The sequence below is a fragment of the Herbidospora daliensis genome, from assembly GCF_001570585.1.
Classification (GTDB): domain Bacteria; phylum Actinomycetota; class Actinomycetes; order Streptosporangiales; family Streptosporangiaceae; genus Herbidospora; species Herbidospora daliensis.
Map to the genome: position 1 here is coordinate 195,347 of NZ_BBXF01000010.1, position 14,320 is coordinate 209,666.

Annotated in this window: 14 protein-coding genes; 9 read left to right on the forward strand and 5 right to left on the reverse strand. The window is 74.2% G+C overall.

The features are described from left to right. Positions 1–15: 15 nt before the first annotated feature. Both AW274_RS36035 and AW274_RS36040 read left to right on the forward strand, forming a co-directional pair. The gene (locus AW274_RS36035; RefSeq protein ID WP_062442809.1) at positions 16–1,164 is read left to right on the forward strand and encodes a sensor histidine kinase; all 1,149 of its coding nucleotides are present in this window, start codon (positions 16–18) and stop codon (positions 1,162–1,164) included. Next, positions 1,161–1,826 carry a response regulator gene (locus AW274_RS36040; protein WP_083975388.1) on the forward strand — a complete coding sequence of 222 codons (666 nt, stop codon included), beginning with the start codon at positions 1,161–1,163 and terminating at the stop codon, positions 1,824–1,826. The genes AW274_RS36035 and AW274_RS36040 overlap by 4 nt, the downstream gene beginning before the upstream one ends. Here AW274_RS36040 and AW274_RS36045 read toward each other — a convergent pair. Continuing rightward, the gene (locus tag AW274_RS36045) at positions 1,769–2,470 is read right to left on the reverse strand and encodes a hypothetical protein (RefSeq protein WP_062442811.1); all 702 of its coding nucleotides are present in this window, start codon (positions 2,468–2,470) and stop codon (positions 1,769–1,771) included. The two genes, AW274_RS36040 and AW274_RS36045, sit on opposite strands and share 58 nt — an antisense overlap. A gap of 174 nt (positions 2,471–2,644) precedes the next feature. Between AW274_RS36045 and AW274_RS36050 the strand changes: the two genes are divergently transcribed. From AW274_RS36050 to AW274_RS39835, 5 genes are read left to right on the forward strand one after another with little or no spacing between them, the layout of a single operon-like run. Beyond that, a complete protein-coding gene (locus AW274_RS36050; RefSeq protein ID WP_062442813.1) occupies positions 2,645–4,672 on the forward strand; it encodes a DUF6421 family protein in 2,028 nt (675 codons plus the stop codon). Positions 4,673–4,674: 2 nt separating this feature from the next. Then, a complete protein-coding gene (locus tag AW274_RS36055; RefSeq protein ID WP_062442816.1) occupies positions 4,675–5,337 on the forward strand; it encodes an SDR family NAD(P)-dependent oxidoreductase in 663 nt (220 codons plus the stop codon). After that, positions 5,327–6,379 carry a threonine aldolase family protein gene (locus AW274_RS36060; protein WP_062442819.1) on the forward strand — a complete coding sequence of 351 codons (1,053 nt, stop codon included), beginning with the start codon at positions 5,327–5,329 and terminating at the stop codon, positions 6,377–6,379. The genes AW274_RS36055 and AW274_RS36060 overlap by 11 nt, the downstream gene beginning before the upstream one ends. A 10-nt stretch (positions 6,380–6,389) precedes the next feature. Then, positions 6,390–7,058 (forward strand): response regulator transcription factor, encoded by a 669-nt coding sequence (locus AW274_RS36065; RefSeq protein WP_062442822.1) that lies wholly within the window; start codon positions 6,390–6,392, stop codon positions 7,056–7,058. A 42-nt stretch (positions 7,059–7,100) separates the two neighbouring features. Next, positions 7,101–7,520: a response regulator gene (locus tag AW274_RS39835; RefSeq protein WP_157520916.1), complete on the forward strand. Its 420-nt coding sequence runs from the start codon at positions 7,101–7,103 to the stop codon at positions 7,518–7,520. Here AW274_RS39835 and AW274_RS36075 read toward each other — a convergent pair. From AW274_RS36075 to AW274_RS36085, 3 genes are read right to left on the reverse strand one after another with little or no spacing between them, the layout of a single operon-like run. After that, the gene (locus tag AW274_RS36075; protein WP_062442825.1) at positions 7,406–8,833 is read right to left on the reverse strand and encodes a phytoene desaturase family protein; all 1,428 of its coding nucleotides are present in this window, start codon (positions 8,831–8,833) and stop codon (positions 7,406–7,408) included. The two genes, AW274_RS39835 and AW274_RS36075, sit on opposite strands and share 115 nt — an antisense overlap. Then, the gene (locus AW274_RS36080) at positions 8,826–10,790 is read right to left on the reverse strand and encodes a sensor histidine kinase (protein WP_157520917.1); all 1,965 of its coding nucleotides are present in this window, start codon (positions 10,788–10,790) and stop codon (positions 8,826–8,828) included. The genes AW274_RS36075 and AW274_RS36080 overlap by 8 nt, the downstream gene beginning before the upstream one ends. Before the next feature lie 5 nt (positions 10,791–10,795). After that, entirely contained in the window at positions 10,796–11,569 is a 774-nt protein-coding gene (locus AW274_RS36085) for an FtsX-like permease family protein (RefSeq protein WP_062442838.1), read from the reverse strand. Between the two features lie 32 nt (positions 11,570–11,601). Between AW274_RS36085 and AW274_RS40885 the strand changes: the two genes are divergently transcribed. Both AW274_RS40885 and AW274_RS36090 read left to right on the forward strand, forming a co-directional pair. Further along, positions 11,602–11,748 (forward strand): hypothetical protein, encoded by a 147-nt coding sequence (locus AW274_RS40885; RefSeq protein WP_157520918.1) that lies wholly within the window; start codon positions 11,602–11,604, stop codon positions 11,746–11,748. A gap of 54 nt (positions 11,749–11,802) precedes the next feature. Beyond that, positions 11,803–12,252: a hypothetical protein gene (locus AW274_RS36090; protein ID WP_062442840.1), complete on the forward strand. Its 450-nt coding sequence runs from the start codon at positions 11,803–11,805 to the stop codon at positions 12,250–12,252. 838 nt (positions 12,253–13,090) lie between these two features. Here AW274_RS36090 and AW274_RS36095 read toward each other — a convergent pair. Then, positions 13,091–14,320: ABC transporter permease (locus AW274_RS36095; RefSeq protein ID WP_198169570.1), on the reverse strand; the 1,230-nt coding region annotated here is incomplete at its 5' end.

Consider the following 14,320-nt stretch of genomic DNA (forward strand, 5'->3'; position numbering starts at 1 on the left):
CACTAATCTGCCACCATGGCCCTCCGCATCCCCGCGCCCTCACGGAGCGACCTCCTCATCGGCGCCGCCGTCGCGGCCGTCGGCATCCTTGAGGCCTTCACCTCCGCGACCTCCTACGGCGCCGCCCAGAATCCGGAACTCTGGTGGATCCCGCAGGCCCTGATCGCCGGCGGCCTGCTCTGCTTCATGCGCGGGGCGCCGGTCCTGGTGTTCCTCGGCACGGTGCTGCTCCAGTTCCTCTGGCACCGCCAGGGATACGAGGCCTGCCAGGTCCACCAGCTGATCGCCCTCCTCATCGGCTTCCACGGCCTGGGCGCCCGGCTGAGCTTCCGCCGGGGCGGCCCCTGGGCCGGCGGCGGCATCCTGATCTTCGACGTGGGCGCCGTCGACATGCGGGTGCTGCCGTTCCCCGAGGCGATCTACCTGACGGTGATGTTCGGCTTCGCCTATCTGACCGGCGTGACCGTGCGGGCGTGGCTGGTGCGGGCGCAGCGGGCCGCGAAGGAGGCCGCGCTGGCCGAGGTCGAGCGGGAGCGCCGGGCCGCCGAGGCGGTGGCCGCCGAGCGCAGCCGGATCGCCCGCGAGCTGCACGACGTGGTCGCCCACAGCGTCAGCATGATGGTCATGCAGGCCGCCGGGCTGCGCCGCGCGCAGGGCGGCGAGAACCCCGTGCTGACCGGGATCGAGCAGGCCGGCCGCGACGCCGTCAACGAGCTGCGGGTCATGCTGGGCGCGCTGCGCATGCCGCAAGATGAGGCGCTGCCGCAGCCCGGCCTCGACATGGTGCGGAACCTGATCTCCACGGTCGGCAACACCCCTCTGCGGGTCACCCTGACGGTCGCCGGCGAGCCGGTGAGGCTGGCGCCGGGTCTCGACCTGTCGGCCTACCGGATCGTGCAGGAGGCGCTCACCAACGCCGTCAAGTACGCCGGCGAGGCCGACGTACAGATCAAGATCACTTATCACCCGCTCTCGGTCACCCTGGAAGTGACCGACAACGGGAACGCCGCCGGGGCCGACGGGTTGTCGACCGGGAACGGCCTCATCGGCATGCGCGAGCGGGCCGAGCTGTTCGGCGGCACCCTCGACGCGGGGCCGCGTGAAGAGGGCGGGTTCCGCGTCTGCGCGGTGCTGCCCACGTCCCCGGGGGTCGTCCTGGTATGAGCGAGAACATCAGGATCGTCCTGGCCGACGACCAGGCCATGATCCGGGCCGGTCTCCGCATGGTGGTGGAGAGCGAACCGGGCATGGAGGTCGTGGGCGAGGCCGCCGACGGCGTCGAGGCCGTCGCGGTGGCCCGCCGGGTGCGGCCGGACGTCGTCCTGATGGACATCTCGATGCCGCGCATGGACGGCCTGACCGCCGCCCGGCAGCTGCTCGACGCCCCCAGCCCGCCCAAGGTCATCATGCTGACCACCTTCGACACCGACGAGAACCTCTACGCCGCCCTCCGGGCCGGGACCAGCGGCTTCCTGCTCAAGGTGTCGCCGCCCGAGCAGCTCGTGGAGGCCGTGCGGGTGGTCGCGGCGGGCGACGGGCTGCTCGACCCGGCGGTCACCACGCGGGTGATCGCCTCCTTCGCCGGCCGCCACGAGCCGGTCCGGCCGCCGCAGCTCGCCGAGCTGACGCCGCGCGAGCTGGAGGTGCTCCGCATGCTCGCCAAGGGCCTCACCAACGCCGAGATCGCCACTGCGCTCTTCGTCGGTGAGGCCACGGTCAAGACCCATGTGGCGCGGGTGCTGATGAAGCTGAACCTGCGCGACCGCGCTCAGGCGGTCGTGTTCGCGTACGAGTCGGGCGTGGTGACGCCCGGGGCCGTCGGGTAGTAGGAGATCCACTCCGCCTCCGACATGCGCAGCACCTTCACGCCCCAGTAGCCGAAGGCGATCACCGGGACGCCCCAGGTGAGCAGGGTGATCGGGCCGTACTCCAGGACGAAGCCGACCCACCAGCCGAGCAGGATCAGGATCGTCGTCCACAGCGGGGCGAACTTCGCCCGCCACAGGGCGATGGCGACCAGGCCGGCCCCGATCGGGCCGAAGAACAACCACGGCATCTGGAAGCCGAAGACCACGCCGGGCAGGTTGAAGATCTCGTCGAAGATCACGGCGGCCTGCTCGGGGGTGTTGTGCCGCCCCAGGTACCACTCGACCGGGTCGACCAGCAGCAGGCACGACAACGACAGGAAGCCGATCACGGCCATCGAGCCGCCGATGTGGGCCAGCACCGCGCCGCGCTTGCGGGCGAAGTGCAGGACGCCGATCAGGGCGACCGGGAGCAGCATCCACGACCAGTGGTACAGCGCCGACTGGAGCTGGGCCAGGGCCGGGTTGTCCTGGTAGCTGACCGACTCGCGGATGTCGCCCCACGTGCCGGGGTCGACGACCACCGCGACGAACTGCAGCACCGGCGAAACGATCAGCAGCAGGCCGGTGACCCAGCGCCGGAAGCCGGTTGTGCTCTTGAACATCTCTCGAATCCCCCTCGGGTATCTCACTCAACGGGGCGGACGCTACGGATCCGGGCTCGGTGAGGACGTCCGTCAGACGGGTGATTCGAGGTCACTCCGGAGAGTGACTTGCGGTTACATCCGGACATTGGCATATATTTTTCGTCAAGAGGTATCGATAGCAGGAGAACTTTCATGACTGCGTTCCCTAAGGTGCTGTTCGACGAGGGCCACAGCGAGGCCTGGACGATCCGGCGCGACGTCGCCCAGGCGATGAACCCCGGCCACCCCGACGACAACTCCTACGCCCGTGCGGCCGATCTTCTCCGCCGGTTGGGGCACCAGGTTTCCGCCCACACGGACGGGACGCTCGTCCCCGACGGCCACGACGTGCTGGTCATCGCCCATCCGTCGGCGCAGCGCTGGGAACGCACCACCGGGCTGGGCAGCCCCGAGTTCACGCCCGAGGAGCTCGACGCCGTCGAGGCGTTCGTGGCGGCCGGGGGAGGGCTCGTCGTCCTCGCGGAGGAGGAGCAGGAGAAGTACGGCACCAATCTGGGTGACCTGCTGTCCCGCTTCGGCGTGAGGGTCGTGCACACGACCGTCCAGGACCCGGCGAACCGGTTCAACAACGTGGCCTCCTGGGTGCTCGGCGAGCCGGTGACCGCCTCGATCGACGGGGCCGACGTGCTGGCCGGGGTGCGGCGCGCCTGCTTCTACCGGGCCGGCGTGCTGGACGCCCCCGACGCCACCCCCCTGTTCAGGACCTCCGGGAGCGCCACCCCCGCGAACGCGCCGCTCGCGGTCGCGCTGACCTACAAGGCGGGCCGGGTCGTCGTGGTCGCCGACTCCGACCTGTTCGGCGACGACTCGATCGGCGACCTCGACCACGCGCGCCTGTGGGGCAACCTGGTGACCTGGGCGGCCCGCTCGCCCGAGCGCGGCACCAGCGCCGCCGGGGGCCGGCCCGAGTTCGGCGCGCTCAGGGAGGCCGTCGAGGCGCTGCGGCCGTACACGGAGAAGGACGGCACCTTCACCGGCGACACCGCGCTGATCACCCGGGTCGCCGCCGAGGTCGCCGAACTGGCCCCCCGGTTCCCCCATGACGAGGTCTACCTGTTCGAGGTCCAGAAGGACCTGGCGAAATGGGCCGAGACCGGCGGGAAACCCGACTTCCTCGACTCGCTGAACGCCTTTCACCCCGACGAGCAGCGCGTCGACGGGCTGGAGCACCTTGTGGTGTTCCCGATGTACACCCAGAACGGCAACCCCAACCGCAACCTGGAGGCGGTCTGGGTGAAGACCGTCTGGCCGCAGTGGCTGGCCGACCTGGAGGCCGGGGGCTACGACAACCCGATGTTCGTGCCGATCGCCTTCGTCGACTTCACCTCCGGGTACGACACCGACTCCGCCGTCCTGTTCCCGGAGACCGTGGTCGTCAGGGAGACCCCGCCGCGCTTCACCTGGGGCGGCATCTTCTGCGACCGCGAGGCCGCCCGGTTCCGCATGGTGACCGAGGCCGCCGCCGCGACGCTCAAGCTCGACCTGCCGCCCGACGCCGCCCGCCTGGTCGCCTCGCAGGAGCTCGCCCAGGAGACCTTCACGATGTGGGACCTGGTGCACGACCGCACCCACTCCCACGGCGACCTGCCGTTCGACCCGTTCATGATCAAGCAGCGGATGCCCTACTGGCTGTACTCCCTGGAGGAGCTGCGCTGCGACCTGACCGCGTTCGGCGAGGCCGTGAAGCTGGAGGCCGACGGCGTCCCGCACGCCCGCTACGTGCAGCTGGCGATCCTGTTCGACCGGCTGTTCCGGTTCCCGATCACCGGCGCGCGGGTGCGCAACTACGACGGGCTCGGCGGCCAGCTGCTGTTCGCCTTCCTGCACCGCAACGACATCGTCCGGTGGACCGACAACCGCCTGACGATCGCCTGGGACCGGGTGGCCGGCGGCGTCGCCGACCTGCGGGCCGAGGTGGAGAAGCTCTACCGCGACGGCATCGACCGCTCGAAGCTGGCCCACTGGATGGCCGCCCACGACCTCGTCGCCGCCTACGTCGCGCCCCACCCGGCCTCGAAGTGGGCCGTGCGGGACCTGCCGGAGGAGCAGAAGGCCATGGTCGACGCCGTGCTGCCGGACGAGTTCCCCCTGAGCATGTTCTACGAGGCGCTGCGCCGTAAGCTCGCCGACGTGATCGAATCGACGAAGGGCGTGCGCTGACGATGAGCCGCGTGATTCTGGTCCTGGGCGCGGGCGGTCCCGCCGGGCGGGCCGTGGTGACGAAGTTCACCGAGCTGGGCGACACCGTCATCGGGGTCGACCGTTCGGGCGCCGACGGCTGCCTGAAGGTCGACCTCCTCGACCCCGCCCAGGTCCGCGACCTGGAGGCCCGCATCCGGGCCGAGCACGGCCGGGTCGACGGGATCTTCCACCTGGTCGGCGGCTGGCGCGGGGCCAAGACGTTCGCCGAGACCCGCCTGTCCGACTGGGCCGACCTCAACGACCTGCTGGTCCGCACCCTCCAGCACGTCACGCTCGCCTTCGAGCCGCTGCTCAAGGCGAGCGCCGACGGCCGGTTCGCGATCGTGTCGGCCAAGGCCGCCGAGGCCCCGACCCAGGGCAACGCCTGCTACGCCGCCGCCAAGGCCGCCTCCGAGGCGTGGACGCTGGCCTTCGCCGACGCCCTCAGGAGCAGCTCGGCCGCCGCCTCGATCGTGGTCGTGATGGCGCTGGTCCACGACGCCATGCGGCAGGCCGCGCCCGAGAAGCCGTTCCGCAACTTCACCGACGTCGCCGACCTCGCCGGCGCCCTGGCCGGTCTGTGGGACCGGCCCGTGACCGAGGCCAACGGCCTCAGATTGGACCTGACGGCCCATGGCGACTGACGCGGTGCGGCGGCACGACCCGGCGCGCAGGGGGTTCGCCAGCGACAACTACGCGGGCGTCCACCCGGAGATCCTGGAGGCGGTCGCCCTCGCCAACGGCGGCCACCTGGTCGCCTACGGCGACGACGTCTACACCTCCGCGCTGCGCAACGTGTTCCGGCGTCACTTCGGCGAGCGGGCCGAGGCCTACCCGGTGTTCAACGGCACCGGGGCCAACGTGGTCTCGCTGCGGGCGATGTGCCGGCCGTGGGAGTCGGTCGTCTGCGCCGACACCGCCCACGTCCACGTCGACGAGGGCGGCGCCCCCGAGGTCACGGGGTCGCTCAAGCTGCACACCGTGCGCACGCCCGACGGGAAGCTCACGCCCGACCTGATCGACACCCAGGCGTGGGGGTTCGGCGACGTCCACCGGGCCCAGCCCCGGGTTGTCACGATCACCAACGCGACCGAGCTCGGCACCGTCTACACACCCGGCGAGATCGCCGCGATCACCGGGCACGCCCACGCGCGCGGCATGCTCGTGCACGTCGACGGGGCGCGGTTGTGCAACGCCGCCGCCGCGCTCGACCTGCCGCTGCGGGCGCTCACCACCGACGTGGGGGTCGACGTGGTGTCGTTCGGCGGCACCAAGCTCGGGCTCATGCTGGGCGAGGCCGTGGTCGTGCTGAACCCCGACGCGGTGCACGGGCTGCCCTACCTCAGGAAGACGAGCATGCAGCTCGCCTCCAAGATGCGGTTCGTGTCGGCGCAGTTCGAGGCGCTGCTCTCGGGCGACCTGTGGTCGCGCAACGCCCGCAACGCCAACGCCATGGCGGCCCGGCTGGCCGAGCGGGCCGCAGACATCCCCCACGTCACGCTGACGCGGCGGCCCCAGGCCAACGCGGTCTTCGCCACCCTGCCCGGCGAGGTCGCCGACCGGGTCCGCAAGGAGTTCCCGTTCTACACCTGGAACCAGGAGACGGGCGAGGTGCGGTGGATGTGCTCGTTCGACACCACCGAGGAGGATGTGGACGCCTTCGTCAGGGCGCTCGCCGAGGGATAACCTGGTCCCCGTGCCGTTACGGGTCGTGATCGCCGAAGACAACCTCCTGATGCGGGAGGGCGTCGAGCGTGTGCTCTCCCGCGATCCCGGCCTGACCGTCGTGGCCGCGTGCGCCGACCTCGGCGGGCTGCTGGCCGCCGTCGAGGAGCACCGGCCCGACGTCGTGGTGACCGACGTCCGCATGCCGCCGACGTCGACCGACGAGGGCATCCAGGCCGCCACGAAACTGCGCGCCGGATCGCCCGGCACGGGCGTCGTGGTGCTGTCGCAGTACGCCGAGCCGTCCTACGCCACCATGCTGCTGGCGGGCGGCAGCGCCGGGCGGGCCTACCTGCTCAAGGAGCGGGTGGGCGAGCCCGGCCAGCTCGTCGAGGCGGTGCGCGCGGTGGCGCGCGGCGGGTCGGTCATCGACCCGGTCGTCGTCGAGGGCATCCTGGCCGACTCGCTGCGGCGGCGGGCCTCGCCGCTCGCCGGGCTCACTCCCCGTGAGCGCGACGTGCTGGCCCAGATCGCCCAGGGCAAGAGCAACGCGGCCGTCGGCGAGACCCTCTACCTGAGCGAGAAATCGGTGGAGAAGCACATCAGCGTGGTCTTCGCCAAGCTCGGGCTGGAGGCCGCCCCCGAGGTGAACCGCCGGGTGCTGGCCGTGCTGCTCTACCTGTCGGAACAGGAGGGGTAACACCCTTAGCGACGGGCGCCCCATACGCCACCATGGGTTGCCATGGGGTCCGTCGAAGTTCTGATCGTCGACGACCAGGCGCCGTTCCGGGCCGTCGCGCGGCGGCTCGTCGCCCTGGTCGCGGGCTGGCGCGTGGCCGGCGAGGCCGAGTCGGGGGAGGCCGCCGTCGCGGCGGCCGCCCGCGTCCGCCCCCAGGTGATCGTGATGGACATCAACCTGCCCGGCATCAGCGGCATCGAGGCCACCCGGCGCATCCTGGCCGCCCAACCCGGCGTCACGGTGGTGCTGGTGTCCACCTATGCGGCCGAAGACCTGCCGCCCGACGCCTACACCTGCGGCGCGGCCGGCTACATCCGCAAAGAAGACCTGACCCCCGCCCGGCTGAGGGCGCACCTGGCGGCCAGCAGCCCGCCCATGCCGTGGACGCCCGCCCCCGGCGGCGTCGACGACGAGCACAGGTAGACGCCCTCAAGAGGGGTGCGCCACGGCTGTCGCGACAGAACCGGCCGGGCGACGAACTGGCGCAGGTCGGCCGCGCCGCCGCCGATGTCGCCGCCGACGTAGTTGGCGTTGTGATCTTCCAGGGCGCGCGGGCCCATGACGTGGCGGGCCAGGACGACGTCGCGGAAGCCGGGGGCGAACCGTTCGATCTGGGCCTCGATCGCGCCGGTCATGTCGCCGTCGTAGCCGTGCGGGACGTGGCAGTAGGCCCACAGGGTGCGTTTGCCCTCGGGGGCCCGAGAGGGGTCGGGAGGCTGCACCAGCAGGACGTAGGGGCGCTCGCAGACCCGCCCGCGCACCGCCGCCCGCTCGCTCGCGGCGATTTCCTCCAGGGTGCCGCCGAGATGGACGGTCCCGGCCGCCGCCACCGCCGGGTCGCGCCAGGGGACCGGGCCGCCGAGCGCCCAGTCGACCTTGAACACGCCCGGACCGTGGCGGAAGCGCCGCATCCTGCGGGCGTAGGGCTCGGGCAGGTCGGCCATCTCGGCGAACCGGCGCGGGGCGACGTCGAGCAGGACCGTCTCGGCGTCGGGCAGCTCCTTCAGCGCGGTCACCCGGTGGCCGGTGACGGCCTCGCCGCCGAGCTCCCGCAGCCGGGCCACCATCGCGTCGGCCATGACCTGCGAGCCGCCCCGCACCACCGGCCAGCCGACCAGGTGGGTCGTCGCCGCCAGCAGCACGCCGTAACCGGCGGAGATGGGGCTGCCCAGGTCGAGCATCGAGTGGGCGGCCATCCCGGCCAGCGCCGCGCGGGCGCGCGGGTCGCGGAAGAGCAGGCGCGCCGCGGTCGTGGCGGGCAGCGCGCCGGTGAGGCCGTACCGGACCAGCGCCAGCGGCGCCTTCGGCACGCCCAGCGGCGCGAGCAGGGTGTCGACCAGAGGGAGGCCCGCCCGCGCGGCGGCGCCGACGGTGGCGAGGTAGGCCGCGCCGTCGCGGCCGAGCCCGGTCGCCGTGCGTTCGGCCGAGCGGTGGAACAACACGGCCGGGCCGTCGTCGAGCGGGTGGGCGGCCGGGATCTCCGGGTGGACGGGTTCCACCCCCAGGGCCGGCAGCCGGTCGCGGAGCGCGGGGGAGGCCAGCGCGGTCGCGATCACGGTCGCGCAGAGGTCGTGGACGAAGCCCGGCAGGGTGAGTTCGGAACTGCTGCGCAGGCCGCCGCCGAAGGTGCCGGCCGCCTCCAGCAGCAGCACCCGGCGGCCCGACTCGGCCAGCTCCAGCGCGCCGGTCAGGCCGTTCGGGCCCGACCCGACGACGACGGCATCGAACTCAGGCATGTGGGATCTCCCCGCGGATCGTGGTGCCGGCGCCGAGCGCCGAATCGACGGTCAGAGTGCCGCCGATCGCGCCGAGCCGGTCGCGCATGTTGACGAAGCCGTGCCCCTCACCAGCGGATTCGAACCCGGCCCCGTCGTCGGTCACGGTGAACCGCAGCACCTTGTCGTCGGCGGTGATCTCCACCTCGATGGCGGCGTCGGCCCCGGCGTGCTTGCCCGCGTTCTGGATCGCCTCCAGGCAGCAGAAGTAGACGGCCGCCTCGGTCTCCTCGGAGAACCGCCGGGGCAGGTCGACGCCGACCGCGCACGGCAGCGCCGACCGCCGCGCCGCCGACCGCATCGCCTGGTCGAGGCCGTGGTTGCGCAGCAGCGGCGGATAGACGCCGTGGGCCAGCTCCCGCACGGCCGCGATGGTGCCCTGGACGTCGTCGCGCAGCTCCGACATCATCGCGCGGGCGACGTCGGGCTCCTCGGCGATGATCTCCCCGGCCAGGCTGAGCTTGACCGACAGGGCGACCAGGTGCTGCTGCGCGCCGTCGTGCAGGTCGCGTTCGATGGCGCGGCGGGCGGCGTCGGCCGAGGTCACGATACGCAGCCGGGACGCCTGGAGCTCCTCGTTGCGGCGGCGCAGCTCGTCGAGGCTGGCCTGCAGCGCCGAGTCGAGCCGCATGTTGTGCAGGGCCAGGCCCACCTGGCGGGCCAGCTGCACGAGCACCAGGTCGTCGTTCTCGGAGAACGGCGGGGCGTCGGGCGGGCGGCGTACCACGATCATGCCGAGGAGCTCGCCCAAATGGGCGGCGGGCGCGACGCGCACCAGGCCGCCGCTCTCCGGCAGCATGCCCGGCAGCCAGATGGCCAGCCACGACGGGCCGCCGATCCGGGTGCGGCCGACGATGACGCGCTCGCGGTCGTTCAGGGTGATGCGCTCGGGCGGCAGGTCGGGCACGCTGACCGTGCGCTGGAGCACGCCGTCGGAGCCCACCCAGATCTCCGCGCCCGCCGGGGCCATCGCCGCCTTCAGCGACTCGGCCAGCTGGAGCAGCAACTCGTCGAAGGGGACCGCGCGGCTCATGCGGGCGCCGAAGGTGGCCAGGATCTCCTCCGGCGGCACCCCGCCCCGGCCGGTGATCGCGCGGGCGGTGTGCAGGAGGCGGTTGCGCACCGGGATGGACAGGATCGCCACCACCAGCGCCGCCGCCATCGACGACACCAGCAGGTCGCGCTCGTCCTCGGCCGGGAGGCGGCCCAGGCCCAGCACCACCACCAGGTAGACGCCGGCGATCAGCACCGCGAACCCGGCGACCACCACCGCCTCCAGCAGCGCCTTCTCACCGACGTGCGCGGTCGGCGGCAGGTGCCCGAACAGGGCGCCCACCGGCACGATCACCAGCGCCCCGACGAGCCACGCCATCGGCGTCTCCGGCACGCCCAGCAGCAGGTAGAGCCCGATGATCACGGCGCCCGCGGCGGCGGCGACCAGCAGCGCCGCGCCGGTCCACTGGAGCGCCGCCCGCTGCCGGGGCGAGGCCGGGCCGCAGCGGGCCACGATCGCGATGGTGCCGGTGCCGGCGGCGACGACGGCGGCGGTGGCGTAGCCGCCGGGGGAGACCTCGACCAGCAGCGTCAGCGCCAGCCCGCCGAGCGCGCCCAGGCCCGTGACGATCCGTCTGGGGAGCGTTCTCAGGTCGCCGTCGGGCAGCGCGAGGGCGAACCCGAGCCACCCGGCGATGGCCAGCGGCACCGCCTGCGGCCAGATCGCCGCCGCCCCCTGGAGCACCGCGACCAGGCCCGCCCACCGGGCGACGGCGGGCCGCCCGGAGGCCAGGCACCCGGCGGCGGCGATCACCCACCCGGCGGCCACCACGGCGCTGGCGGTGTCGGCGGCGTCGTTGAACCCGGCGCCGAGCGTCACCAGCGCGGCGACGCCCCCGATCGTCGCGGTGAGGACGCGGTTCATGTCGATCACTCCGCTCGCAGGAGAAGCCCGGCCGGCAGCCGGGCGGCGGTCCGCCCCGGCCACGCGGCCAGCAGATTGGCGATCAGCAGGGCCAGCGGCCCGACCAGCAGCAGGGCCCCGACGGCCAGCGGGGGGACGTACAGCAGCGGGGTCGCGTCGGCGGTGACCCGCCAGACCGCCCGCCCGGCCGCCAGCCCGAGCGGCACCCCGAACGCGAGCCCGGCCACGGCCAGCACGCTGGCCTGGGTGACGACGACCAGCCGGGCCTGCCGCCGGGTCAGCCCGAGGGCACGCAGCACCGCGAGGTCGCAGGCCCGCCGCCGCACGGCCGTGGCCAGCGCGTGCCCCACCGCGCCGACGCCCAGGAGCGCGAGGAACGCGGCCAGCGCGATCGGCAGCGCCCGGTGCTGGCGCAGCTCGCTCAGCCGGAACGGCGGCTCGACCGGTTCGATCAGCGCTCGGCGGTCCCCGTACGCCGCCGCGACCCGGCCCCGCAGCGCGGCCGGGTCGGCGCCGGGCCGGACCGCGATCAGCACGCTGTGGGTCTTGAACGTGTCGAACATGGAGTCCCAGGTGCCGTCGGTGACCCAGCCGCCCGACGCGTAGGTGTTGTGGCTGGCCTCCGGCACGAACCCGATCCCGGTCACCCGCAGCGTCGCGGAACGCGCCCCCGTGAAGGCGAGCGTGTCGCCCGGCCCGGCCCCGAGATCGCGCGCGCTGTGCGGGGCCAGCATGACCTCCCCGGTCTTCTCCGGTACGGCCCCCTCCAGCGTCACCACCCGGACTCCGCCGGCCTGACGGGAGCACCGCCGTGCCGCCCGAGACGGCCACGCCGAGGCGGGTGTCGGTGACGGCGGTGACGTCGGGGTCGGACCGGAGCGCGGCCAGCCCCCGCGCGAGCACGCCGGGCGGCGCGGGGTCCTCGCCGCCCGCGCCCACCGGCAGCACGAACTGGTAGGCCTGCCCGAACGCCGCCGGATTCGCGGCCGTCTCGTCGACCCCGGCGGCGAACGTGAACGCGGCCAGCACCCCGACCACGCCGGTCACCGCGCCCAGCAGGGCCGGTCTGACGGGCACCCCGTCGGGGCCGGGCTCCAGCGCGAACCGGGCGCCGACGGCGACCGGCACCGGCAGGCCGAGCCGGGCGATCCGCGACGCCCGCGGCGACGTCCGCCCGGACCGGGACGCGGTGAGCACACCCCAGCCGAACACGGCCGGCGCGACCAGCACCACCCCCGGCACCAGCACGAGGGCGTCGAAGTCCAGCCCCGGATGGGGTTCGCGCAACCCGGCCGCGCCGAGCGGCATCAGCCCCGACGCCAGGAACGCCCCCGCGCCGCCGACCAGCGCCCCCGCCGCGGCGGCCAGCGCCGGGGCGAGCGAGGCGGTCACCGCCGCGTGCCGGGGCGACAACCCGGCCGCCCGCAGCGGGCGCAGCGCCGCCGCCCCCGCCGCCACGTAACGGCTCACCGACTGGCCCACCAGCACCAGCGCCGCCGCCAGCGCGGCCAGCCCGAACGCCAGCAGCACGACCGCGCCGAACCGGGCCACCTCGCGGTCGTGGTCGCCGATCCGCGAGGACATCTCCCACAGGTCGAGGTCGTGCCGCCCGGTGATCCGGGCCAGCCCCTCCTGGAACCCGGCCAGGTCGCCCCTCAGCCGCACCAGCGCGTTGGCGTAGGAGCCGCCGGGCGCGAGTTCGGCCCGATGCGCCGCCACGAAGCCGGGCCCCGGGAACACGTAGCCCGGCCGGCCGACCTCGTCGCGGAACCACGCCGACCGGACCACTCCCACCACCCGGACGGTCACCACCGGCCCCTTCGCCCCCGACCGCTGCCCCGCGAGGAGCTGTTCCGGCTCGAAGAGCCGCACCCGGAGGGCGTCGCCCGGCCGGTGCCCGGTCGCGGCCGTGACGACCACCTCGTCGGGCGCGGCCGGGTCCCACATGCGGCCCGCCAGCACGACCGGCCGTTCGACCGTGCGCCCGAACTGGTCGTCGGCCGCCGGGAACCAGCCCGTGCCGCGCCCCTGCACCTCGAAGGAGGTGATCAGGTACGCGCCCAGCGCCTCGACCTGCGGCAGCGCCCGCACCTTCGCCCAGTCGAGCCCGGGGATGTTCGCCAGCACGTTGTACGTCGCCGGCACCGACGCCGCCCACAACCGGTCGACGGCCGAATCGGCCCGCCTGGCCCCGGCCAGCGCGGTCAGCACCGTCGTCACGGCCAGCGCCGTCAGCACCGCCAGCGCCGTCAGCGACCGCGCCCGGCTCCGCAGTTCGAGCCGCACCCAGAACCCCGTCATCACTCCGCCCTCAGAACGTCGGCGACCCGCAACCGCGACAGCGCCCGGCCCGGCCCCACGGCCAGCAGGCCCGCGATCAGCAGCGCCACGGGCACCGCCAGCGCCAGCGCCCAGAACGCCACCGGCGGCTGGTGGAAGATCGGCCACTGGTCGGTCACCAGCCGCCACAACACCCGCCCGAGCGCGACCCCGAGCGGCACCCCGAAGACCAGCCCGGTGACGGCCAGCACCCCGGCCTGGGTGACGACGATCCGGCGCGCCTGCCGGGGCGTCAGCCCGAGGGCCCGCAGCACCGCCACCTCGTGGGTGCGGCGGCGGACGGCGGTGGTCAGCAGGTGCCCGGCCGCGCCGACCGCGAGCAGCGCCAGGAACGCGGCCAGCGCGACCGGCAGCACGGCCAGCTCGTCGATCTCTGCCACCTCGGGGGGCGGCCCGGCCGGCGTGGCGCCCAGACCGGCGGGGTCGACGCCGGGGCGCAGCCCGATCAGGATCGAGCGGAACTTGAAGCCGTCGCCGAACAGGCGGGCGAAGCCCTCGGCGGTGACGGTGCCGCCGCGGTCGTAGGAGTTGTGCCGGCCGATCGTGGTGAAGCCGACGCCGGTCACGGTGAACGTGCCCGAGCCGGGCTCCCCGGCCAGCGGGATCCGGTCGCCGACCCCCAGGCCCAGGTCGCGGGCGGTGTTCAGGGCCAGCGCGACCTCGTCGGGGGCGGCCGGGGGCCGTCCGGCCGACAGGACCAGCGGCAGGTCGCCCCTGGTGTGCAGGGCGACCCGGGTCTCGCCGGTCTCCGCGACGGCGGTCCGGTCGTCGGTCACGCCGGTCACCCTCGGGTCGGACCGCAGGGCCGCGAGCGCGGTGAGCGCCGCCGAGGGGCCGGCGGAGGCGCCGTCGCCGCCGAGGAAGATCTCCGCCTGGTGGGTCTGCCCGAACCGCTCGGGGTGGGTCGCGGCGTCGGTGACCCCGGCGTGGAAGGTGAACGCGGCCAGCACCCCGAGCACCCCGACGACCGCGCCGAGCAGCGCGGGCCGGGTCGGCACGCCGGGCCCGCGCTCCAGCGCGAAGCGGGCCCCGGTCACGACGGCGGGCGACAGGTCGGCCCGCGCGGCGGCGGCCGCGATCACGCTCGGCCGGGCCGCCGGGAGCGGCCGGGGCGACGACGCCCGCCACGCGGAGAAGGCCGCCGCCAGCCCCGCGAGAACGACGGCCAGCAGCGCGCCGGGCGCCAGCAC